The 20,197-nt window shown below is 74.3% G+C and carries 14 protein-coding genes and 2 pseudogenes; 9 read left to right on the top strand and 7 right to left on the bottom strand.

Going from position 1 to position 20,197, the window contains the following annotated elements; all coding sequences use genetic code 11:
• Positions 1-93 precede the first annotated feature (93 nt).
• Positions 94-1,278: a cytochrome P450 gene (locus tag LN251_RS34375; RefSeq protein ID WP_458248045.1), complete on the bottom strand. Its 1,185-nt coding sequence runs from the start codon at positions 1,276-1,278 to the stop codon at positions 94-96.
• A gap of 181 nt (positions 1,279-1,459) precedes the next feature.
• Positions 1,460-2,248, bottom strand: a complete 789-nt coding sequence (locus tag LN251_RS34370) for an IclR family transcriptional regulator (RefSeq protein ID WP_458248044.1) — start codon at positions 2,246-2,248, stop codon at positions 1,460-1,462.
• A gap of 240 nt (positions 2,249-2,488) precedes the next feature.
• Here LN251_RS34370 and LN251_RS34365 point away from each other — a divergent pair, with 240 nt between their 5' ends.
• The 5 genes from LN251_RS34365 to LN251_RS34345 all read left to right on the top strand — a co-directional run bounded on the left by LN251_RS34365 (position 2,489) and on the right by LN251_RS34345 (position 7,038).
• The gene (locus LN251_RS34365) at positions 2,489-2,764 is read left to right on the top strand and encodes a hypothetical protein (RefSeq protein ID WP_458248043.1); all 276 of its coding nucleotides are present in this window, start codon (positions 2,489-2,491) and stop codon (positions 2,762-2,764) included.
• Positions 2,647-3,075, top strand: coding sequence for a tetratricopeptide repeat protein (locus LN251_RS34360; protein ID WP_458248233.1), 429 nt, complete (start codon positions 2,647-2,649; stop codon positions 3,073-3,075). Before LN251_RS34365 ends, LN251_RS34360 begins: the two co-directional genes overlap by 118 nt.
• A 74-nt stretch (positions 3,076-3,149) precedes the next feature.
• Positions 3,150-4,412 (top strand): MFS transporter, encoded by a 1,263-nt coding sequence (locus tag LN251_RS34355; protein WP_458248042.1) that lies wholly within the window; start codon positions 3,150-3,152, stop codon positions 4,410-4,412.
• Positions 4,413-4,554: 142 nt separating this feature from the next.
• The gene (locus LN251_RS34350) at positions 4,555-5,745 is read left to right on the top strand and encodes a cytochrome P450 (RefSeq protein WP_458248041.1); all 1,191 of its coding nucleotides are present in this window, start codon (positions 4,555-4,557) and stop codon (positions 5,743-5,745) included.
• Between the two features lie 69 nt (positions 5,746-5,814).
• A complete protein-coding gene (locus tag LN251_RS34345) occupies positions 5,815-7,038 on the top strand; it encodes a cysteine desulfurase-like protein (RefSeq protein ID WP_458248040.1) in 1,224 nt (407 codons plus the stop codon).
• A gap of 7 nt (positions 7,039-7,045) precedes the next feature.
• On the opposite strand, the gene LN251_RS34340 is transcribed toward LN251_RS34345, so the two are convergent.
• Positions 7,046-7,654 (bottom strand): nucleoside deaminase, encoded by a 609-nt coding sequence (locus tag LN251_RS34340; protein ID WP_458248039.1) that lies wholly within the window; start codon positions 7,652-7,654, stop codon positions 7,046-7,048.
• A 155-nt stretch (positions 7,655-7,809) separates the two neighbouring features.
• Between LN251_RS34340 and LN251_RS34335 the strand changes: the two genes are divergently transcribed.
• The gene (locus LN251_RS34335) at positions 7,810-11,001 is read left to right on the top strand and encodes an amidohydrolase family protein (RefSeq protein ID WP_458248038.1); all 3,192 of its coding nucleotides are present in this window, start codon (positions 7,810-7,812) and stop codon (positions 10,999-11,001) included.
• Between the two features lie 363 nt (positions 11,002-11,364).
• Here LN251_RS34335 and LN251_RS34330 read toward each other — a convergent pair.
• The 3 genes and pseudogenes from LN251_RS34330 to LN251_RS34320 all read right to left on the bottom strand — a co-directional run bounded on the left by LN251_RS34330 (position 11,365) and on the right by LN251_RS34320 (position 15,361).
• A pseudogene (locus LN251_RS34330) lies at positions 11,365-12,605 on the bottom strand (vWA domain-containing protein).
• Positions 12,602-13,838: pseudogene (locus LN251_RS34325) on the bottom strand (AAA family ATPase). The pseudogenes LN251_RS34330 and LN251_RS34325 overlap by 4 nt, the downstream one beginning before the upstream one ends.
• Positions 13,839-13,969: 131 nt before the next feature.
• Positions 13,970-15,361, bottom strand: a complete 1,392-nt coding sequence (locus tag LN251_RS34320) for a hypothetical protein (protein ID WP_458248037.1) — start codon at positions 15,359-15,361, stop codon at positions 13,970-13,972.
• 137 nt (positions 15,362-15,498) lie between these two features.
• On the opposite strand from LN251_RS34320, the gene LN251_RS34315 reads away from it, so the two are divergent.
• Positions 15,499-16,485 carry a helix-turn-helix domain-containing protein gene (locus tag LN251_RS34315; protein WP_458248036.1) on the top strand — a complete coding sequence of 329 codons (987 nt, stop codon included), beginning with the start codon at positions 15,499-15,501 and terminating at the stop codon, positions 16,483-16,485.
• A gap of 297 nt (positions 16,486-16,782) precedes the next feature.
• Here LN251_RS34315 and LN251_RS34310 read toward each other — a convergent pair whose 3' ends face one another.
• Complete coding sequence (locus tag LN251_RS34310) at positions 16,783-17,679, bottom strand: SDR family NAD(P)-dependent oxidoreductase (RefSeq protein WP_458248035.1); 897 nt, start codon at positions 17,677-17,679, stop codon at positions 16,783-16,785.
• A gap of 54 nt (positions 17,680-17,733) precedes the next feature.
• Here LN251_RS34310 and LN251_RS34305 point away from each other — a divergent pair, with 54 nt between their 5' ends.
• Positions 17,734-18,588, top strand: a complete 855-nt coding sequence (locus LN251_RS34305) for a helix-turn-helix transcriptional regulator (protein WP_458248034.1) — start codon at positions 17,734-17,736, stop codon at positions 18,586-18,588.
• Between the two features lie 144 nt (positions 18,589-18,732).
• Entirely contained in the window at positions 18,733-19,941 is a 1,209-nt protein-coding gene (locus LN251_RS34300; protein ID WP_458248033.1) for a glycosyltransferase, read from the top strand.
• Positions 19,942-20,197: the final 256 nt, after the last annotated feature.

Genomic DNA, 20,197 nt, shown 5'->3' with positions numbered 1-20,197 from the left:
TCAGATGTGGTGGTACAGGTACCAGAAGTGCGAGTAGACCTTGCGGACGTTGAGGACCGACTTGGTCTTGGAGTACAGCGCGCGCATGCGGGTTCACCTCCTTCCGGGGCAGCCGTCGGGACGGCTCAGCGTCGCGGTGAACCGCGGCGGAGCCAGCGCCGGACCCACCCGGGGGGCGGCGCCGTCATGAGGGGTGACCGACAGACGCCAGTCACGGGAGAGCAGGCCCACGAGGTCCTCCAGCAGCCGGACGGTGACGGTCGCGCCGGCACAGGTGTGCGGACCGTGCCCGAACGGCAGGTACGCGGCGTCGGGCACCGCCGTCGCCCAGCGCTGCGGGACGAACTCGTCGGGCCGGTCCCAGTGCCCCGGATGCCGGTGCACCAGGTAGCTGCACACCACGAGCCGGTCCCGGGGGGTCACCCGCGTCCCGCCCAGCTCCTGCACCCGGCTCGGCGTGCGGGCGAACAGCCACGCCACCGGCCACAGCCGCAGCGCCTCGCGCACCGTCCAGCTCGGGTCCGCCGCGACGCGGTCGGGATGGGTGCCCATCAGGAGGACGGACCACCCCAGCGCGAACCCGACCGACCCGACCACGGCGAACAGGAACGAGAGGTAGATCTCGACGAGTTCGCGCGGGTCGGCCGCCGGTCCGCCGCCGCAGACCACCACGTCGATGAGGTCGCGCGGTGCGGAGGGGCCGCCGAGTCGGTCCTGCCGGGCGCGTACTTCCCGGCGCAGGGCCCGCAGGGCACGGCGGCGGAACAGCAGCCGGGACGGGGCCGGGTGACGCCAGCGCGCGCCCGCCAGTACCGCGCGGGCGACGATCGCCTCCACCGTCGTGCGCAGGTCGGCCGGCGCGGCCCGGTGCAGCAGCACCTCACGCAGGTGCGACAGGACCAGCAGGTTTCCGGCGTCCGGCCATTCGCTGTGCGGGGCGAGCCGCTCGGCCACCAGGCGGTCCAAGTCGTCTCGGTGGGCGCTGAGATGAGCGCGTATCAGGTCGCGTGCACCGCGCCCGATGGCGATCTGTGCGGAGCGCGGACCGAAGACGCCGTGCCGGTGGTGGTAGAAGTCGGAGGTCTCCGCCACGGTGCCGTGCCGGTTGCCCATCACCGCGCGGACCGCCTCGGGATCGGCCACGCACACCTCTCCGCGGGCCGAGCGCCACACGCCGTGCACGCCGTCGAACTCGCCCTTGATGCGGGCCAGCGGGTCGGCGCGGCGGTCGAGCGGACGCCCCGCACCGCGCACCGCGTGGGTCGGCGACGACTTCATGGTGGTCCCCCGTAGGTCGTGGAACGGATCAGCGGTCGTCCCGCGCGGTTCCTGGTGCGCGGTGCGGGTGTTGGGTTGCTCGGGGCGACGGGATCAGCCTGCTGGGCGGGGGCCGGCCTGTCGCCCGCTGTGCCGCTGAGCGGAACGGCGGGGCGCTGCGCCCGTGCCCTGCCCGTTCCGCTCAGCGGCGGCGTCCGAGCGCCGCCGTGACCGCCGACGCCGCCCGGCGGGCCGTCTCCGCGAGGCGTTCCAGGCGGTGGTCCGGATCGGTCAGGACGCCCATGGCCGCCACCGGTACGCCGCCGGCCGCGAACACCGGTACGGCGGCGCAGCACACGCCCTCCAGGACCTCCTCGCGGTCGTAGGCGACGCCGGACTCCCGGATGCGGGCGGCCTCGTCCGGCCAGGCCCGGGGGAGCGGACCGAGCGGCAGCCCGGGCCCCGCCGAGGTGGCGAGGACCTTGCCGGCCGCCGTGTACCAGGGCCAGATCCGCCGGTCGTCCGGGACCGGCCGGGACAGGTCGGTGGTGGTCCGGTCGAGGATCAGCGTCTGCCCCTCGTACAGCACGGCCAGGGTGGCGGTCGTGCCGGTGGCGGCGGCCAGCCGGCGCAACGGCCGCTGCGCGGCGGCACGCAGCCCCGGGTGCGGCTGCCAGTCCTGGCCCAGACGGAACATGCCGGGTCCGATGCGGTAGCGGCCGGCACGGCGTTCGACGGCCCCCAGCTCCACGAGTTGGTCGAGCAGCCGGTACGCGGTCGTCTTGGGCAGACCGCACGCCGAGGCCAGGGTGGTCACGCCAGCGTCCTCCCGGTGGTGCAGGGCGTCGAGCAGGGCGAAGGCACCCTCCAGCACGCCGCGTCCGGCCGTCGCGGACAGCGGTCCGGCCGGGTCGGGCGAGGGTGCCGGGGCGAGTGGCCCGGTCCGTGGAGGTGTCGCGGCGGTCGCGGTGGCCGTGGTCGATCGATGCACGTGTCTACCCCCGTGTTCACGTGTGAGCCCCGTGTGGTGCCGGTGTGGTGCGTGGTCGCGCGTGCGCCGCGCCGTCGTCCGGAGCGGCGTCGCTCGAACGAGGGTGGGGTGAGCAGGTGGGCGGAGACTTTGCCGAAAGCTTGTCGCCCTGTACACGGACGTGAGGGGACTGGGGATGCCATGTGAACGGGGGGTGGGTGCGGTGCTGCGCCTGTCTCTGTCGGGACCCGTGGAAGCCTGGTGCGTGAGGCGCCGGTGGACCTGGGACCGCCCCAACGCCGTGCCGTCCTGGCCGCGTTGGCGGTGGACGCCGGCCGGTCCGTGCCGGTCGAGGTGCTCATCGACCGGGCGCAGGGCACCGAGCCCCCGGACGTGCCCGCCGCGCCCTGTACGCGCGCATCGCCCGCATCCGGCGCCTCGCCGAGCGCCTGGACGACGCAGGCGAGGGACGATTACCACTTCCGGCCGGCCCACGACCGCGGCAGACAGGCGGTCGCCCTCCACGACATCGGCTGATATCTCGCCGAACTCGGCGAGCTCCGCCAGGCCCTGACCCACTGCCGCAGGGCGTTGCCCCCGTCCAGGCCACCGGCGACCTCAGCGGCCAGGCGCACACCTGCGACAGCCTCGGCCGCATCCACCGCCACCTCGGGCGCCACGCCGATGCCGTCGAGTGCCACGACCGCGCCCTCGCCCTCTTCCGCAGGACGGGCGACCGCCGCAGCGAGGCCATCGGCCTCACCTACCTCGGGGACACCCACGAGACGGCGGGCGCCCCCGGAATCGGGCGCCGGCGAAGTCCTGAACGCCGTCACCCCTTTGTGTGATCTTTGCCGCGTACCGCGTTGTCCCCTCCGCCGCCCCCACCTAGCCTCACCCGCGGAACCACGGGAGGGCTGGCATGCTGAAGACCGTACGGGAACAGGCATCGGGACTCACCAAGGACCAGCGCAACGCCTTCGTCGCCGCCTATCTGGGGTGGGCGATGGACGCCTTCGACTATTTCCTCGTCGTACTCGTCTACAGCGAGATCGCCGACGACTTCGATGTGTCGCTCACCGACATGGCCTTCCTCACCACCGTCACCCTGGTGATGCGGCCGGTCGGTGCCCTGATCTTCGGCATGTGGGCCGACCGCAAGGGCCGGCGTGTGCCGCTCATGGCCGATGTCGTCTTCTACTCGCTGGTCGGCTTCGCGTGCGCCTTCGCGCCCAACTACACCGTGCTGCTGGTGTTGCGGCTGCTGTACGGCATCGGGATGGGCGGCGAGTGGGGCCTCGGCGCGGCGCTGGCCATGGAGAAGATTCCCGCCGAGCGGCGCGGCTTCTGGTCGGGGCTGCTGCAGAGCGGCTACTCGCTGGGGTACCTGCTCGCCGCCGTCGCGTTCCTCGGCATCGAACCCGCCTTCGGCTGGCGCGGGTTGTTCGCCTTCAGCCTGGTGCCCGCCCTCGTCGCCCTGTGGGTGCGCACGCGGGTCGAGGAGAGCGAGGTGTGGGAGAAGAGCGTGGCGCTCAACCGCACCCCCGCGCACCAGGTGTTCCGGAACCCGGCGGTGCTGCGGCGCTTCGTGTACCTGGTGGCGCTGATGACCGCCTTCAACTGGATGTCGCACGGCACCCAGGACGTCTACCCGACCTTCGTGAAGAAGGGCCTGGGCCTGTCGCCGGACACCGCGATCGCCATCGCCGTGGTCTACAACATCGGCGCCATGATCGGGGGTTCCCTGCTCGGGGCCTACTCCGAGCGGCTGGGCCGCCGCCGTACGATCATGGTCGCGGCCGCCGCGGGCCTGGTCGTGGTGCCCTTCTTCGTGCTGTCCACCACAGCGGGCTGGCTGATGCTCTCCTCCTTCCTGATGCAGGTGTGCGTACAGGGAGCCTGGGGCGTCATCCCCGCGCATCTGACCGAGATGAGCCCGGACGCCGTCCGCGGCTTCTATCCGGGCGTCACCTACCAGCTCGGCAACCTGATCGCCGCCCTCAATCTGCCCATCCAGGAGGCCGTCGCCGAGCGCCACGGCTATCCGGCGGCGATGACCTGGACCGTGGTGCCCGCCCTCACCGCCGTGATCGTGCTCAGCGCCGTCGGGAAGGAGGCCAAGGGCATCCGGTTCGGCGCCACCGGCACCCGGGCGCCGACCACCGCGGCGGCCGACAACGCGTAGAGACCGAGAGCGCCGGCCGGCAACATCTGGCACCCGACGGCTCAGAGCACCCGACGGCTCAGAGCACCCGACGGCTCAGAGCACCCGACGGCTCAGAGCACCCGACGGCGCCGGGCCCGCGGTGTCGCGTTTAGCCTTGGGTGTGATCGGATTCCCCCTCGGCGCCTCGACCACGCTCGCCGAACTCGCCCGCGATCCGCACCCGCGCCTGGCCCTCCTGCGCGCGCACGAGCCGGTGTCGTGGCTGCCGGAACTGAACGGCTGGCTGGTGACCCGCCGCGACCTGGCGCTCGACGTGATGCGGGACGCGGCCGGCTTCACCGTCGACGACCCTCGCTTCACCACCGCCCAGGTCGTCGGGCCGAGCATGCTGTCCCTGGACGGCCCCGAACACACCCGCCACCGCGACCCCTTCGCCGCGCCCTTCCGGCCCCGCGCGGTCCGGGAGGGGTTCGCGTCCTTCATCGAGCGGGAGACCGACCGCCTGATCGCCGGGTTCGAGTCGTCCGGCACCGCCGAGCTGCGCCGCGCCTTCGCGGGCCCCCTCGCGGTCGCCGTCGTCACCGAAGCCCTCGGCCTGGCCGGCACCACCACGGACACCGTGCTCTCCTGGTACGAGGCCATCGTGCGCTCGGTCTCGGACCTCACCGCCGGCGTGGCCGCCGGACCCGACGGCGCCGCCGCCTACGCGCGGCTGAAGGACGCCGTGGAGGCCACCGTCGCGGACCGGCGCACGTCCTCGCTGCTCCTCTCCGCCGCCGACCGGCTGGCACCCGCCGAGGTGGCGTCCAACGCGGCCGTGCTGATGTTCGGCGGCATCGAGACCACCGAGGCGATGATCGTCAACGCGCTGCTGCACCTGTTGAGCCACCCCGACCAGCTCGCCCTGGTGCGAGCCGATCCCGGGCTGCTGGACGGCGCGATCGAGGAGTCCCTGCGGCTCGAACCCGGCGCGGCCGTCGTCGACCGCTACGCCACCCGCGACACGCGGCTCGGTCCGGCCACCGTCCGCCGCGGCGACCTCGTCACCGTCTCCCTGGCCGGCGCCAACCGCGACCCGGCCGTCTTCCCCGACCCGGACCGCTTCGACGTCCGCCGCGACAACGCCCGCCTCCAGCTGGCCTTCGCGCACGGCCCGCACCACTGCCTCGCCGCCCACCTCGCCCGCCTGGAGACCCGCATCGCCCTTCAGCGCCTGCTCGAACGGCTCCCCGGCCTTCGCCTCGACCCCGAGCGGCCCGCCGCGCCGTACGGCCTGGTCTTCCGTAAGCCGGACGCCCTGCACCTGCGCTGGGAAGGCCCGTCCGAACCCGAACCCACCACGCCCTCGTGATCACGCCCGGATGCCCATGACAGGCTGAGGTGTCGGAGAAACGGCCCTCGGCACCCACTGGAGCACCACGTGACCTACGACATCAGCGCACTGCGCTCCCGGTTCCCCGCCCTGGCCGCGGGAACCGCCCACTTCGACGGTCCCGGCGGCACCCAGACACCCGAACCCGTCATCCGGGCCGTCGCGGACGCCCTGGCGAACCCCCTGTCGAACCGGGGACAGGTGACAGTGGGGGAGCGCAACGCCGACGCCATCGTCACCGGGGCCCGGCAGGCCATGGCCGACCTCCTCGGCGCCGAGGCGTCCGGGATCGTCTTCGGCCGCAGCGCCACCCAGCTCACGTACGACTTCTCCCGGACCCTCGCCAAGACCTGGGCGCCCGGCGACGAGGTGGTCGTCACCCGGCTCGACCACGACGCCAACATCCGTCCCTGGGTCCAGGCCGCCGCCCTGGCCGGGGCGACCGTGCGCTGGGCCGACTTCGACCCGGCGACCGGTGAGCTGACCGCCGACCACGTCCGGGCCGAGCTGTCCGAGCGCACCCGGCTGGTCGCCGTCACCGCCGCCTCCAACCTCATCGGCACGCGCCCCGCCGTGGCCGAGATCGCCCGGCTGGCGCGCGAGCACGGCGCGCTGACCTACGTCGACGGCGTCCACCACACCGCCCACGCGCTCGTGGACGTGGAGCTGCTCGGAGCCGACTTCTACGTCTGCTCGCCGTACAAGTTCCTCGGTCCGCACCTCGGAGTGCTCGCCGCCCGGCCGGAGTTGCTCGCGACCCTGCACCCGGACAAGCTGCTGCCGTCCAGCGACGCCGTCCCGGAGCGCTTCGAACTGGGCACCCTGCCCTACGAGTTCCTCGCCGGAACCCGGGCGGCCGTCGACTTCCTCGCCGGGCTCGACAGCAGTGCCGCGGGAAGCCGCCGCGAACGCCTGGCCGCCTCCTTCACGGCCCTCGAAGAACACGAGCAAGTTCTGCGTGCCCGGCTCGACAAGGGGCTGTCGGCGCTGGAGGGCGTCACCGTCCACTCCCGGGCAGCCGACCGCACCCCCACCCTGCTGCTGACCTTCGCGCACCACAGCACGGTCGACGCCTACCACTTCCTCGCCGAACGCGCGGTCCACGCGCCCTCGAGCTCCTTCTACGCCATCGAGGCCTCCCGCCGGCTCGGCCTCGGCGACGCCGGCGGCCTGCGCGTCGGCCTCGCGCCCTACAACGACACCGAGGATGTCGACCGGCTGCTGGCCGGACTCGCCGAGTTCCTGGCCCTCCCCGGGACCGACACCCCCTGACCGGCGGCTACTTGGAGCCGCCGCGTGCGTTGTAGACGACGATGTCCCCGGCGTCGACGGCCTCCCGGTAGGCGCGGAACACCGTCAGGGCCTCCTCGCGCAGCACGTCCCCCACGACCTCGATGCCCCGCTCCTCGAACTGCTCGGCCCAGTCCGTGCGCAGCGGTCCCTCGTCGAAGGTGGTGAGCTCCTCCAGCTCCGGTCCGGCGCCGGCGATCACCAGACGCCGGACGCCGGACCACAGGGTGGCTCCGTAACACTGCACGCAGGGACGCCAGTTGACGACCAGCTCGTGCGCCGGGAGTCCCTCGCCGCCGAGATCCCAGCTGCCGGTCGCCCGCTGGGCCAGACCGAGTGCGAGAACCTCGGCGTGCGCGCTGGAGACACCGCAGGCGAGGACGACGTTGACGCCGACCGAGACGATCCGGCCGGTGTCCCGCTCGGCGACGAGCGCCGCGAACGGACCGCCGTCGCCCGCACGCCAGTTGCGGTCGGCCAGGCGGTGCACCAGCCGCATCCGCTCCTCACGGCCCGGGAGGACGGCCGGTACGTCGGCCAGCTCCTCGTCGATCCACGCCGGCAGCGCGACGCGGTACTCCTTGGCGATGTCGATCATGTTCGGCCTTCTGTGCGGTGGCTGGTGGCGGGCGGACCCCACGGCAACGGGTCACCGCCTCGCCCCTTTGTAACAAGATCGGTCGTTCATTTTTGGTGGCCGTCCGTGTGCCGTCGGTTGAATCCGGGGCGTGCGGTGCACCAGTGTGGGGTCCCATGGACCGTGACTGGAGCCCCACCTTCCGTCCGACCCGCCGTCAACTCCTCGCCGCCGCAGGTTCCTTGCCCCTCCTGGGCGCGGCCCCGGCGGCCGCGGCACGACAGCCCACCGGTGCCGCCTCCCTGACCTTCACCCGAGCCACGAACGGCGCGGCCACCCTCGCCCCCGCCGGTGACCACCTCGCCGCCGAGGTGCAGGGCACGCTGTGGTCGCTGCCCCGCACCGGCGGCACCGCCCGCCCCCTGACCCCCGCCGACCTGGAACCGGGCCGTCCCACCCACTCCCCGGACGGCCGGCTCATCGCCCTGTGCGCCTACCGGGACGGCGGGTTCCATCTGTGGACCGTGCGCCCCGACGGCTCCGAGCTGCGCCGGCGCACCGACGGCCCCTGGGACGACCGCGGCCCCGCCTGGTCGCCCGACGGCACCCGGCTCGCCTTCGCCTCCGAACGCGGCGGCGACCCCGTCGACGGCAGCCCCTACCGCATCCACGTCCTCGACCTGCCGTCCGGCCGGATCACCCGCGTCACGGGCCTGCCCGGACAGCAGGGCCCGCTGCAGGACACGCCGTGGGAGGACTTCGACCCCACCTGGGCACCGGACGGGGCCCACATCCTGTTCGTCCGCGCGAAGACCGTCACCACCTCCCTCGGCCTGACCGTGGAGGCCCGCACCATCGCCGCCGTGCCCGCCGACGGCACCGGCCCCGTCACCGTCCGCCACACCGAGACCGAGGCCGCCCAGGTCATGACGCCGGCCCTCGCCGCCGACGGCCGCCTGGCCCACCTGCGGACCACCACCGCCCCGAACGGCTCCTGCACCCTGGTCGTCGACGGCCGCGCCGTCCCCGTCACCGGCGACATCGCCCCGGTGCCCCCACGCTGGACGCGCGAGGGCGAGCTGCTGCTGACCCTCGACGGCGCCTTCACCCTCCTGCGGCCGGACAGCCCCGACCAGCCGCGGACCGTCCCGTTCGAGGGCGTGCTGCCCGTGCGCCGGCCCCGCTACCGGGTCAAGGAGTACGACCTCGGGCAGGCCCGCTCCCGGTCGGTGCGCGGCATCCACCTGCCCGCCCTCTCGCCCGACGGCCGGCACATCGCCTTCGCCGCCCTCAACTCGCTGTGGATCGCCGACAGCTCGGGCGGCCGCCCGCCCCGGCGACTGCGCAAGGCGGACGCCACCCGCTATCTGCTCGGCCCCTCCTGGGCCCCGGACGGACACACGCTCGTCTACGCCGACGACCGGGACGGACTCCTCGGCGTGTACCGGCACGACCTGGCCACCGGCGAGGAGACCGCGCTCGCCACCGGCGGGCGGGTGCATCCCGCGCTCTCCCCCGACGGGCAGCGGCTGGCGTGCCTCGACATGACCGGCAAGCTGATCGTCCGCGACCTGGCGTCCGGCACCGAGCGCGTCCTGGCCGCGCCGCTCGGCGGCGGCGGTCTGCCCGGCCGCCCCAGCTGGTCGCCCGACGGCCGCCACCTCGCCCTGTGCGACCGCAACCGGCTCAACGCCCGCTTCCGCGAGGGCTACAACCTGATCCGGATCGTCGACGCCGCCACCGGCGCCGACCGCCTCCACGCCGTGACCCCCCACACCTCGATCGCCGACCGGTACGACTCCGGGCCCGTCTGGTCGCCCGACGGCCGCACGCTCGCGGTCGTCGTCGAATCCGCGCTGTGCCTGCTGCCCGTCGACCCCGACGGCACCCCGCGCGGTGCACTGCGCACCCTCACCGACGAACCCGCCGACCACCCCTCCTGGTCCGCCGACTCCTCCACCCTGCTCTACCTCTCCGGCGGCCGGCTGCGCCTCGTCGGCGCCGACGGCGGCCCGGCGCGCACCGTCCGCGTCCCCCTCGACGCCCACAGACCCACCCCGCCCGACCTGGTCGTGCACGCCGGACGGCTGTGGGACGGCACCGGCGAGACGACCCGCGACGACGTCGACATCGTGGTGAGCGGCGGACGCATCACGGCGGTCGAACCGCACCGCCCCGGACGCCGGGCCGCCCTGCGCCGGGTCGACGCCTCCGACCGCACCGTCCTGCCCGGCCTGTGGGACACCCACACCCACCCCTGGCAGAGCACCTACGGCGGCCGCCAGACCGTCGGCCAGCTCACCTACGGCATCACCACCGCCGTCTCCCTGGGCGGGTTCGCCTACGAACAGGCCCGCATCCGCGAGGCGGTGGCCGCCGGACAGCTCGCCGGGCCCCGCCTGCTGGCCACCGGCGAACTCCTCGACGGCGCCCGCGTCGCCTACAGCATGGGCCGCGCCCACCGCACCCCCGAGGGACTGCGCCGCTCGCTGGAGCGCGGCGCCGCACTCGACTGGGACTTCGTCAAGACGTATGTCAGGGCGCCGGGTTGGGTGATGCGGGAAGCGGCCCGCTTCGCCCACGAGCGGCTCGGCGTACGCACCGGAGGACACCTGCTCTCGCCCGGCGTCCAGCTCGGCCAGGACCTGACGACCCATCTGCAGGCTACGCAGCGAGTCGAGTTCGGGCACTCCGTCACCGCCGCGGGCCGCGCCTACCAGGACGTCGTGGAGATCTACACCCAGCGGGGCGTGGACTTCTCGATGATCGCCACCCCGTTCACCGCCGCGCCCCTCCTCGGCGCCGATCCCGCCCTCGCCGACGACCCGCGGGTCACCGTGGTGATGCCCCCGTGGGACACGGCGGCGGTCAGGCAGTCGGCGGGCGTCCCGCCCTCCGCTGCCCAGCTGGCCACCCTGCGCACCGAGACCGACATCTACCGGCGCGTCCTGGCCGCCGGCGGACTCGTCGCCCTCGGCACCGACCAGCCGCTCGTCCCCGTGGGCCTCGCGCTGCACCTCGGCCTGCGCGCGCTGCACCGGGGCGGGCTGTCCCCGGCACAGGCCCTGCGCACGGCCACGGTCCTGCCCGCCCGTCTCTTCGGCCTCGACGACCACCTGGGCACGGTCGAGGAGGGCAGGCTCGCCGATCTGACCGTCGTCGACGGCGATCCGTTCACCGACTTCGCCACCCTCGTCCGCACCGTCGCCGTGCTCAGGGGCGGAGTGCCGTACACGACCGAGGAGTTGGTCGCCGCGTTCGAACCCACGGCCCGGCGGACGGCGGCCGCAGAGGACGACTGGCTCGAAAGGGGACGGCTGATGAGGAGGGACGGCTGCTGCGACGGCCACGGGCCGTACGGCGGCTGACGGGGCGGCATCCGACGATATGGCGTCATGCCGCGCGACGGCCTCGTCGGCGAGGGCGACCGTCCGCTGCCGGGCCGCCGGCGCGCGCAACGACGCGGCCCCCGGAGCGGCCGTGGTGCGGCGCGTCGTAGAAGTGCGGGTCGGTGAGGCAGTACACCTCGTACCGCTTGTCCACCGCAGCCTTCTGACGGGCCGGGCGACGGACGATTCGGCCGCCTTCTCGGCGCCTCTTCCCTCTCACGATGGCAGAGGCCCCGGGCGTGGTCATCGATCGTCTGTCACCGGCCGACCGTGACGTTTGCACAGGGCATCCGTGCGTTTCGCACGGTCGCCGGCCCGAGGTCCGCGGGGCGCCCTGCGGCCTCACCCGGGCCCGACGCGGACCACGCGGGCCCAGGCCGGCGGGGTGTCCGGCACGTACTCCGGGTCGTCCTCGTTCCGGGAGTCGTCCGGCCGGGGGAACAGGCCCACCACCGTCCGGCAGGCGGGCCGTTCCTCGGGCCAGGGCGTCTGCCCGTCGGTCAGGACCACGACGACGTCGGGGCCGGGACGGGTGCGCAGCGCCTTGGCGAACCCGGTGCGCAGGTCCGTACCGCCGCCGCCGAGCAGCGGGATGCCCTCCGCGCGGCACAGGGGTGCGCGACCCGCGCCGCCGCGTCGCACGGCACGACGGTGACCAGGTCCCGACGGCCGCCCACGGCACGGGAGATCGCGGCGACCTCCAGCAGCGCGCTGCCCAACTCGGCGTCGCTGACCGAGCCGGAGGTGTCGATGACCACGCACACGCGGGGCGGCCGGCGCCGCAGGGAGGGCAGCACCACGCCGGGCAGTCCGGCCGAGCGCCGCGCCGGGCGGCCGTAGGAGTAGTCCTCGCCCGCACCCGTGGCGGTCGCCGCCGAGCGCACCGCCGCTCCCAGCAACTCCCGCCAGGGCTGCGGCGGATGGAATGCCTCCTCCGCCCACCGCCGCCACTGCTCCGGGGCGTTGCCGGGGCGGCCCTTGATGCCCTGCGCCACCCGGAAGCGGACCGCGTCCCGCTCCTGCTCGCTCAGCCCGTGCGCGCCGTCCGGGCTGAGATCCCACTCCCGTTCCCGCCCGTCGGCGCCGCTGCCGCAGTCGAGCCAGGCCAGGCCCTCGGTGTGCGGACCGAGCCGGAACTGGCGCAGGTAGTCCTCCATCAGCTGCCCGGTGGGCAGTTGAAGGAGGCCGGGGTGGACGGCGCCCTCGGGGCGGGGCAGTCCGTCGCCGTACACGTCGTCGTTGATCTCGAAGTCGGCGGCTATGTTCATCCGCAGCCGTTCGGCCGGGCCGGTCAGCCCGCGCTCCTTCGCGACCCGGTCCCCGCGCCGGTGGTGCTCGCGCAGCAGGTGGGACACCTCGTGCACCCAGACGCCGGCCAGCTCCTCGACCGGCGTGCGGGCCACGAACCCGGGCGACACGTAACAGCGCCAGTGCCGGTCGACGGCCATGGTCGGCACCGTCCGGGACGCGACGGTGTGCAGGGCGAACAGCGCCGTGGCCAGGTACGGGCGGGCGCGGGCGGCCTGCAGACGGGCGGTGAAGAGCTTGTCCTCGTCCAGGGTCGCCGGCGTCTCCCCGCTCATCGCGCCACCCTGGCGGCCGCCTCGTCCGCGCGCCGGGACAGGGACACCACCCCGGCGAGTCGCTCGATCGACGCCGGTACGTCCCAGTCCTCCCGGCGCAGCGACGCCAGCGTGCTCGCCGGGACGACCACCAGGTCCGGTGCGCCGGTCCGCACCGCCCGCACCAGCAGCTCCCACGCCGCGTCCCAGCGCGACTTGTCCGGGCGGGCGCGGACCGCGGCCACCACACCGTCCAGAGCGGCCTGGCGCAGATCCCCCCGTTCGGGCAGGACGGCACCGGCCGGGTCGGCGAGCAGCTCCTCGGGGTCCGGGAGGTCCATCCGGTCAACGCTCGCCAGCAGTTCCAGCCCCGGACCGTCGCCCACGGTCCCCCTGACCAGCAGGGAGAGCACGTCCCGGGAGGAACCGGCCGCGGTCGCGAAGGCGATCAGACACAGGGTCATCTCCCAGCTGCGGGGCGAGGGCCAGGGCCCGCCCCGGCGGGTCTCGCTGCTGGGCAGCCGGTGCACCAGGGTCGGCCGGGCGGCCAGCAGCCCGCACACCGCCCGGCGCGCGAAGTCCACGGCGTCCGGCAGCCGATGCGGGTCGAGCCGGGGCAGGGTGGCCCGAGGCCAGGTCCCGCCGAGGCCGCGGACGACGACCTCGTGGTCGTGGGTCCACTGCAGGTGCACGAACCGGTTGGCGAGCGGCGGGCTCAGCTCCCAGCCGTCGGCCGCCGAGGAGCGCGGGTTGGCGGCGGCCACGATCCGCACGCCGGGCGGCAGCCGCAGCGCGCCGATGCGCCGTTCCAGCACCAGCCGGAGCAGGGCGGCCCTGCACGGCCGGCGGGGCGGTGGACAACTCGTCCAGGAACAGCAGCCCCCGGCCGGCCCGCACCAGGCGCACCGCCCAGTCCGGCGGGGCCATCGGGACGCCCTGCTCGGCGGGGTCGTCGCCGACGATGGGCAGCCCGGAGAAGTCGGACGGCTCGTGCACGCTGGCGATCACCGTGGTCAGCGGAAGATCCAGCGCCGCGGCCAGCTGGGTCAGCGCGGCGGTCTTCCCGATGCCGGGTTCGCCCCACAGCAGCACGGGCAGATCGGCGGCCACGGCCAGGGTGAGCGCCTCCAGTTGGATGTCGGGGCGGGGTTCGGTGGAGGCATCGCGCAGAAGAGCCGACAGAGCGTCGGCGACGTCGAGTTGGGGGTCGTCGGTGGAGATGGGGGACAGGGTGGGCTGAGAGGGTACGGGCATGAGTGATCACCTCGGGTGTTGTGTGGGGTGGAAAGGGTGAGCGGTGGGGGCCGGTTCGTGGCCTCTGAAGCAGCGGGTGCGGGTCGGTCGCGTGGTGGTGTGGCGGGCGCAGATGTTGTCGCGGGCGCGGGTCAGCGGAAGGTGCTGTGGCGCGGGCGGCGGCGCAGGGAACGTGGGCGTGGGGTGCCCGGGAGGATCCGGCCCGGGGCGGGGCCGGACAGACCGGCGCGGAACAGGCCGTAGGCGATGCGCCGTTGGGTGGCCGCCTCCAGTTCCTCCCGCAACGGCCCGTCCCGCAGCACCGCTTCCGGCCCCAGCAGCCCTTCCACGACGGCCAGCGCGCCGGCGGTGTCGCCGTGGTCCAGGCGTTCGCGGACCCCGGCGAGGCAGTCGGGCCGGCGGTGCGCCCGATCGATCGCCTGCAGACAGGGCAGCGGAGTGCCCGTCAGGGCGGCCAGCAGTTCCTCGCGCCGGATCTCGTCCGCCCGGTGATCGAGCGCGGTCAGCACGCCGTCGACCAGAGCGATCCGGTGCGTCTCTCCCCGGCATTCGACGAGGTGCGGCCGGTCCGCCCGCTCGGGGGCCCGTGGGAAGCCGGACGACACCTGAGCGGGGGCCAGCGCGGCCGCCACCAGCGGGTGCAGCCGACCGGCGTCGATCGCACCGGCGCGCAGCAGTTCCAGGTCGGGCGGCACCCAGGTCGCGGCATCGGGCAGCACCGGCAACCCGGCGCCGTCGCCCGGGCGGAGCCGCAGCGGGGCGCCCCCGAGCGGGTCGAGGAGCAGCCGGTAACGGCGGCCCAGCCGCACCACGACGCCGGACGCGTCCGTCGCCGAGGCGCCCGGCGTCCAGTTCGCCCGCTCGTCGGCGCGCAGCACCAGCCGCGCCTCGGCCGGCCAGCGGTCCACGGCACACCGATGCCGATGCGGCGCCGCCCCCGGCAGGACGCGCTCAGCCGCGCCCGACGGCCCGTCGGCCCCGGATCGGGCCGGCAGTTCACCCGCCCTGCGCGCATCCCACAGGTGCCGGTGCAGATCCATCCGGAATCGCGGATGGGGATGCGGATGCGGGCAGCCGACGGCCCCGGAGCCGGTCCGGGAGCCGTCCCACAGCGCCAGGGCGATCCGCTGGCCGGCATCCGCCCAGGCGGGCGGGGTCCGCGCGACCAGATGCACCGAGTAGGGCCCGTCCCGGCCCACGGCGGTGTACCGGGCCAGACCGACCGTCAGGCCGGGCCGCAGCAGCCCGTCGGGGGCGATCCGCGGCATGTGCCAGCGCAGCAGGTCGGGAGCCAGATGGCGCAGGTCGTCCCGGACTCGGCCGGCCAACTCACGGCCGTGGACCCACGCCACGGAACGCGGATCGAGGTCGACGTCGATCCGAGCGGCGGCACACGCACCCGCCCAGTCCCCGGCGAGGCGCCGGGCGGTCGCGGTCTCGATCATGGAGGGCGGCACGGCGAACTCGCGCACGCGCAGCCACAGGGAGAGGCGGGAATCCTCGTTCGCGAGGTGAGTGACCATCAGCACTCACCTTGCGCGGACGGGACCCCCCATCTGTCAACGCAGGAAGTCGTCATCGCGGGCGAGCGTAGCGTCCCCCGCTCCGCGCTGTCAGCCGCATTTTCCCGGGCCCAGGACGCCTGTGATTGACTACGGCCGTGTTGGACGAATCGGTTCTGCAAACCCTGGACCTCCCGGTGGCCGACCGTTTCGAGGCCTGGACCGAGCGTCTGGGCCGCACCCACGCGCCCATGGATCTGGCCAGCGACCGCGCGGCGGACTACCGCGGAACGCAGCGCCTGATCAGCCTGGGCGACGTGACCGTGTGGCCGGCCACCTTCGACCACCTGGTGTTCCGCCGGACACCGAAGCTCGTACGGTGCTCCGACCCCGAGGTCTACCACCTCTCCCTCCTCAGGAGAGGCGAGGGAGCGGCCAGTTGGGGGCGGGAGCAGCTCGCCTACAGCAGCGACGACATCCACGCCAACAGCTCCTCACGGTCGTACGAGATCCACACCGGGAGCGAACCGGTCAGCATGATCGGCGTCGAGATCCCGCGCGCCCTCGTGGCGCTGCCCGACGACCGGGCGGACCGGGTCATCGGCAACCGCATCTCGAGCCGTGAGGGCATCGGGGCGCTGCTGGCGCAGTTCCTCGTCCAGCTCGTCTCGGACACCACGCCCTACCAGCCGTCCGACGCGCCGCGGCTCGGTGCCGTCGTCGCCGACCTGACCACCGCCGTCTTCGCGCACGCCCTGGACGCCGAGCGCCGGGTGCCGCCCGAGACGCACGCCCGGACGCTGACCCTGCGCATCAAGGCGTTCATCCGCCGCCACCTCGCCGACCACGAACTGACCCCCGCCGGCGTCGCCGCCGCGCACCACATCTCGCGCAGCTACCTGTACCGCCTCTTCCAGGCCGAGGGCACGACCGTCGCCGCGTACATCCGCGAGCAGCGGCTGGCCAACGCCCGCCGGGAGCTCACCGATCCGGCGCTGCGGGCCCTGCCGATCCACGCCGTCGCCGCCCGCTGGGGCTTTCCACGGGCCGCGGAGTTCACCCGAGCCTTCCGCACGGCTTACGGCGTCCCACCGAGCGAACTGCGCCGCGAACCGTCCGCCGAGCAGGCGTCGACCGCGCGCTGAGTAGCCGTGGACCGTCCGCCGAGCAGGCATGGACCGTCCGTCGAGCAGGCGTGGGCTGCGCGTCGAGCAGCCGTGGACCGTGTGCTGAGCAGGCGTGGGCTGTGCGCCGAGCAGCCGTGGACTGTGTGCCAAGTAGCTGTGGACCGTGTGCCAACGACAGATCGGCGCGTGTCCGCGCATCCTGTGATCAGCGCGCCGGACATACGGGGCCGACGAGGGCCGGTGCCAGGACCGCGTGGGGAGTCCTGGCCCCGCCCCCGGAACGGTGAAGAGGTGCCGTCGCGGGACGGTATCCGCTCAGGCCCGTATCCCGCCGTCCACCTGCAGCACCGCGCCCGTCACGAACGAGGCACGGTCGCTGAGCAGCCAGGCCGCGGCCTCGGCGATCTCCGACGGGTCGGCCGCGCGGCCCAACGGCGTCTGGGCGGTGAGCTGCGCGACGATGCCGGGGGAGTCGGCCTCCCAGTCGTCGATCATCTCGGTGAGCGTGGTGCCCGGCGCGATGGCGTTCACGCGGATGCCCTCGGGGCCGTACGTCGCCGCGGCCGACGCGGTGAGGCTGTTGAGCGCCCGCTTCGCCGCGCCGTATACCGGCAGCCACGGGTTGGCCATCAGACTGCCCACGCTGGAGGTGTTGACGATCGCCCCGCGCCCGGCGGTGGCCCGGACGGCGGCTATCTCGGCGCTCATCGCCACCCAGGGTCCCTTGAGGTTCACGGCCACGACGCGGTCGAACTCGTCCTCCGGCAACTCGTCCAGCGGCCCCGGAGGCTGCCCCGTCGCGCCGTTGTTGAAGGCCACGTCGAGGCGGCCGTAGACCTCCACCGTCCGGTCGACGGCGGCCCGGACGCTCGCCGGGTCGGCCAGGTCGCAGCGCACGTGGTCGGCGGTGCCGCCGGCCGCCCGGATCTCCTCCGTCACCGCCTTCAGCTGCGCCTCCGTGCGGGACGCCAGCATCACTCGCGCCCCCTCGCGGGCGAACAGCCGCGCCGCGGCGGCGCCGATCCCGCGACCGGCGCCGGTGACGAAGGCGACCTTGCCGGCCAGCAGACCGTCGGTCGCGGTGGGCGCGTCCGGTGTCGTGTGCGGTGCCGCGTGCGGTGCCGCGTGCGGTGCCGTGTCCGGCGTATCGGTCGGTGTCGTGTTCGGTGTGTCGTTCATGCCGACGAGCCTGTGGCCGCCGCCGTTTCCCATCCAGGCACCGGCGGTACCTGGATGCGCTCACGAGCGCCCCCGCACACTGGATTCGTGGACCGACGAGAACTGGCCGACTTCCTGCGCGGCCGACGCGAGCGCATCACCCCCGCCGACGTCGGGCTCCCTCCGGGCCCGCGCCGTCGCACCCCGGGGCTCAGGCGGGAGGAGGTGGCGCAGCTGGCGTACATCTCGACCGAGTACTACACCCGTCTGGAACAGGCTCGCGCCCCGCACCCCTCCCGCGAGGTGCTCGCCCAACTCGCCCGCGCCCTGCGCCTGTCGGACGCCGAACGCGACCACCTCCACGCCCTCGCGGGCACCCCGCGGGGACCGCTGCCGGGACCCTCGCGCGAGGTCCGGCAGAGCATCGCCGACCTGCTGCACCGGCTGCCGCACGCCGCGGTCCTCGTGCTCTCCGCCGCCTACGACGTCCTCGCCTGGAACGACCTCGCCGCCGCCCTGATGGAGGACTTCTCCGCGCTGCCCCGCCGCGACCGCAACCTCGTGCGCCGCGCCTTCCTCGGACCGCGCCCGCCGGGCCGACGGCGGCTCTACGGAGTCTCGGACGCCGAGGAGTTCGGCCGTTCCGCTGTCCAGCAGTTGCGCGCCACCGCCGCCCGCTATCCGGACGACCCCGAGGTGACCGCGCTCGTCGGTGAACTCCTCGCGGGCAGCGAGGAGTTCGCCCGCCTGTGGGCCACCCACGACGTCACCGCCGTGCCCACGCTGTGCAAGACCTTCGACCACCCGCTGGTCGGCCCCGTCACCGTGAACTGCGACGTCCTGGACATCACCGACCGCGACCAGCACGTCGTCATCTACACCGCGACGCCCGGCACACCGTCCGCGGAGGCGCTGCGCCTGCTGTCGGTCATCGGCACACAGCGGATGGACGTGCGGTCCTAGAAACGACGAAGGCAAGGAGTTCACCCACTCCTTGCCACTCTCAACATATAGCGCACCGGGGGGCTTGCGGCAAGGCCCCCGTCGTGCCGCAGAATCGTCGGCCTGAGGTCAGGACCTGCGGAAACGGGGAGTCACTTAGTGCGTGTGGTGTTGTCGACGTATGGATCACGCGGGGACGTCCAGCCGATGGCGGCGCTCGCGTTGCGCCTGCGGGAACTCGGCGCGCAGGTGCGGGTGTGCGCTCCCGCGGACGAGGAGTTCGCGCGGCTGACGGCAGGTGTCGGCGTGCCGATGGTGCCGTTCGGCCCGTCGGCGCGCGTCCTGACCAGGACGGCGCCGCGCTCGCCGGAGGGCCTGCCCCAGCGCGCCGCCGCGCTGATCGCCGGGCAGTTCGAGGTGCTGCCCTCGGTGGCCGAGGGAGCCGACGTGCTGGTGGCGACCGGGATGACGCCGGCCGCGGCCGGTGCCCGGTCGGTCGCCGAGAAGCTCGGCATCCCTTCGGTGTCCGTGACCTTCCAGCAGGTCACCCTGCCGTCGCCGGTCCGGCCGCCGATCGCGTACCCGGGACGGCCCCTGCCACCGGAGGTGACCGACAACCGGGTTCTGTGGGACCTCGACGCGCGGAACGTCGACGCGTTGTTCGGCGAGGCACTGAACACCAACCGCGCGACGCTCGGCCTGCCCCCGGTGGACCACGTCCGCGACCATGTCGTCGGCGACCGGCCGTGGCTGGCCACCGACCCGGTCCTGGACCCGTGGCAGGGGGAGCCGGACCTCGACGTCGTACAGACCGGTGCGTGGCTCCTGCCCGACGAACGGCCCCTCCCGGCCGACCTGTCGGCCTTCCTGGATGCCGGTGAGCCACCGGTGTACGTGGGTTTCGGCAGCATGCCGCTGCACGCGTCGCCGGACGCCGCCGAGGCGGTCGTCGAGGCGGTGCGCGCGCAGGGGCGGCGCGCGGTCGTCGCCCGTGGCTGGGCCGACCTGGCCCCGATCGACGACCTCGCCGACTGCTTCGCCGTCGGCGAGGTCAACCAGCGGGCGCTGTTCGGGCGGGTCGCCGCGGTCGTGCACCACGGCGGCGCCGGGACCACGACGACCGCCGCCCGGGCCGGCGTGCCGCAGGTGGTCGTGCCGCAGCTGGCGGATCAGCCCTACTGGGCGTCCCGGGTCGCCGAACTGGGCATCGGCGTGGCGCACGACGGTCCGGTTCCGGCCGCCGAGTCCCTCTCGGTCGCGCTCAAGGCGGCCCTGACCCCTGAGGTCCGCGCACGGGCGGCCGCCGTGGCCGGCACGGTCCGCGCCGATGGAGCGGACGTCGCCGCGAAGCTGCTGACCGACACCTTCGGCTGAACCGGACACCCCATGTCGGCCGGCCCGGGACCCGGCCCGACAACCGCCCCCGGACGGCGCCCCAGGGCCCGCCACGGACGGCCCCCCCGCCTCCCGCAAGCCGACCGCCGCCGGACCGCGCGTCCCGGCGACCGGGCCGGAGGCGACTCCCAGAGACACAGCACAGCTCCCGGCGGGCCCGCCTCAGGCGGCGCGCCAGGTCCCGCGCGAGGGTCGGCACCGGCCACGTATCCATCACATCCCAGCGACCGAGGCG

This window comes from Streptomyces sp. MAI_2237, assembly GCF_054189285.1.
The sequence above is the reverse complement of the archived record's forward strand: the minus strand, read 5'-3'. Positions and strand labels throughout refer to the sequence as shown.

What these genes read in the sequence shown, in the direction of transcription:
- LN251_RS34355 (WP_458248042.1), top strand. Translation starts at nt 3,150, where the DNA reads ATGCTGAAGACCGTACGGGAACAGGCATCGGGACTCACCAAGGACCAG.
- LN251_RS34340 (WP_458248039.1), bottom strand. Translation starts at nt 7,654, where the DNA reads ATGATCGACATCGCCAAGGAGTACCGCGTCGCGCTGCCGGCGTGGATC.
- LN251_RS34310 (WP_458248035.1), bottom strand. Translation starts at nt 17,679, where the DNA reads ATGGGAAACGGCGGCGGCCACAGGCTCGTCGGCATGAACGACACACCG.
- LN251_RS34335 (WP_458248038.1), top strand. Translation starts at nt 7,810, where the DNA reads ATGGACCGTGACTGGAGCCCCACCTTCCGTCCGACCCGCCGTCAACTC.
- LN251_RS34375 (WP_458248045.1), bottom strand. Translation starts at nt 1,278, where the DNA reads ATGAAGTCGTCGCCGACCCACGCGGTGCGCGGTGCGGGGCGTCCGCTC.
- LN251_RS34320 (WP_458248037.1), bottom strand. Translation starts at nt 15,361, where the DNA reads ATGGTCACTCACCTCGCGAACGAGGATTCCCGCCTCTCCCTGTGGCTG.